Origin of the sequence: Streptomyces sp. SID14436 (assembly GCF_010548465.1) — a bacterium.
Lineage (GTDB): Bacteria > Actinomycetota > Actinomycetes > Streptomycetales > Streptomycetaceae > Streptomyces.
In genome coordinates, this window is the sequence record NZ_JAAGMD010000610.1 from 1 (window position 1) to 2099 (window position 2099).

At 74.4% G+C, this 2099-nt stretch carries 1 protein-coding gene; it reads right to left on the reverse strand.

The features are described 5' to 3' along the window. Positions 1–182 precede the first annotated feature (182 nt). Positions 183–1967, reverse strand: coding sequence for an N-acetylglutaminylglutamine amidotransferase (locus G3I53_RS21600; RefSeq protein WP_164335867.1), 1785 nt, complete (start codon positions 1965–1967; stop codon positions 183–185). Positions 1968–2099 lie beyond the last annotated feature (132 nt).

A 2099-nucleotide genomic window follows, 5' to 3' on the forward strand; every position in this document is an offset into this window, starting at 1 on the left:
CGGCAGGGGCCGCGGGGCGTGGTCGGTGCTGCCCGGGGCCGGGCCGCGCGGCCCGGGCGGGCGGGTGCGCAGGGCGGCCCCGCTCCCGTGCACGGTGAACTCCGCGGTCGCCGGACCCGCCTCCCGGATGCCGTCCTCCCGGATGCCGTCCGTCTCCCTCTCCGTCTCCGTGCCCACGCCGGTCAGCGGATCCCGTGCGTCTGGAGCCACAGTTCGAGCAGTGCCGTCTGCCACAGCGTGTTCGCGCCCCGCCGGGTGCGGTGGGCGTTGGGTGCGGCGAGCAGCGCGTCGACGTACTCCTGGCGGTAGATGCCGCGGGCGCGGGCCTCGGGGGCGGTGAGGGCCTCGCGGACCCGCTGGAGGACCGGGCCGGCCATGTGCTTGATCGCCGGGACCGGGAAGTAGCCCTTGGGCCGGTCGACGACCTCGGCGGGCAGGACCCGGCGGCCGGCGGCCTTGAGGACGCCCTTGCCGCCGTCGGCGAGTTTCAGCCCGGGCGGGCAGGCGGCGGCCAGTTCGACGAGTTCATGGTCGAGGAAGGGCACCCGGGCCTCCAGGCCCCAGTCCATCGTCATGTTGTCGACCCGTTTGACGGGGTCGTCGGTCATCATGACGTGGGCGTCGAGGCGGAGGTCGGCGTCCAGGGCGGTCTCGGCGCCCGGCTGCGCCATGTGGGCGTGGACGAACGCCGCGGAGGTGTCCCGGCCGGGCAGCAGTCCGGGGGCGAGGATGCCGGCCAGGTCGGTGTGCGTACGGTCGGAGTAGGTGTCGATGTAGGCCTGCGCGGCCTGCTCGCGCGGCACCCCGGCCATCGCCGGGTACCAGTGGTAGCCGGCGAACACCTCGTCGGCGCCCTGGCCGCTCTGGACGACCTTGATCTCCTTGGCCACCTGCTCGGCCAACAGGTGGAAGGCCACCACGTCGTGACTCATCATCGGCTCGCTCATGGCGCGCACGGCCCCGTCGAGGGCGCCGGCGACCCGGTCGGAGGGCACCATGAGCTGGTGGTGGCGGGTGTCGAAGTGCCGGGAGACGAGGTCGGAGTAGGCGAACTCGTCGCCCTCCTCGTCGCCCTCGGACTCGAAGCCGACGCTGAAGGTCGCCAGGTCGTGCCGGCCCTCCTCGGCGAGCAGGGCCACGATGAGGCTGGAGTCCAGTCCGCCGGAGAGCAGCACGCCCACCGGGACGTCGGCGACCGTACGGCGGCGCACGGCGGTGCGCAGCGCGTCGAGCACCGCGTCCGTCCAGTCCTCGGCGGTGCGTCCGGCGTCCTGCGGGCGGCGGGTGTAGGCGGGCTGCCAGTAGCACGTGTCGTGCTCGGTGCCGTCGGGGTCGACGACCCGGACGGTGGCCGGGGGGAGTTTGCGCACCCCGTTGAGGACGGTGCGGGGCGCGGCCACGGTGGCGTGCCAGCTGAGGTACTGGTGCAGGGCGAACGGGTCGAGCGAGGTGTCCACCCCGCCGCCCGCGAGCAGGGCGGGCAGGGAGGAGGCGAAGCGGAGGCGTTCCGGGGTCGCGGACAGGTACAGCGGCTTGACGCCGAGCCGGTCGCGGGCCAGGACGAGGCGGCCGGTGTCGAGTTCGGTGAGCGCGAAGGCGAACATGCCGTGGAAGTGGCTGACGCAGTCGGTGCCCCACTCCCGGTAGGCCTTGAGCACGACCTCGGTGTCGGATTCGGAGAAGAAGCGGTGACCGAGGGCGTGCAGTTCGTCGCGCAGTTCGCGGTAGTTGTAGATGCAGCCGTTGAAGACGCCGGCGAGCCGTGCTCCCGGGTCGGTCATCGGCTGGGCGCCGCTGTCGGACAGGTCGATGATCTTCAGGCGCCGGTGGCCCAGGGCGACGGGGCCCTGGCACCACAGTCCGCGTCCGTCGGGGCCGCGGGGCGCGAGGCGGTCGGTCATGCGCTCGACCGCCGCGAGGTCCACCCGCCCGCCGTCCAGGCGCAGTTCACCGCTCAGACCGCACATCAGCGGGTCCTCCTTCCGCCCGGGGCCGTCCGGACGGGCGGCGGTGCGGCCACGGTGGTGCGCCCGGCGCGGGCGCCGGACGGCAGGGGGTCGTCCGCGGCCCCCGCCGGTGCGGGAGCGGCGGGCCGGGAG

Bases quoted from the DNA above. Each gene is read 5' to 3' on its own strand.
- G3I53_RS21600 (WP_164335867.1), bottom strand. From the start codon at position 1,967: ATGTGCGGTCTGAGCGGTGAACTGCGCCTGGACGGCGGGCGGGTGGAC.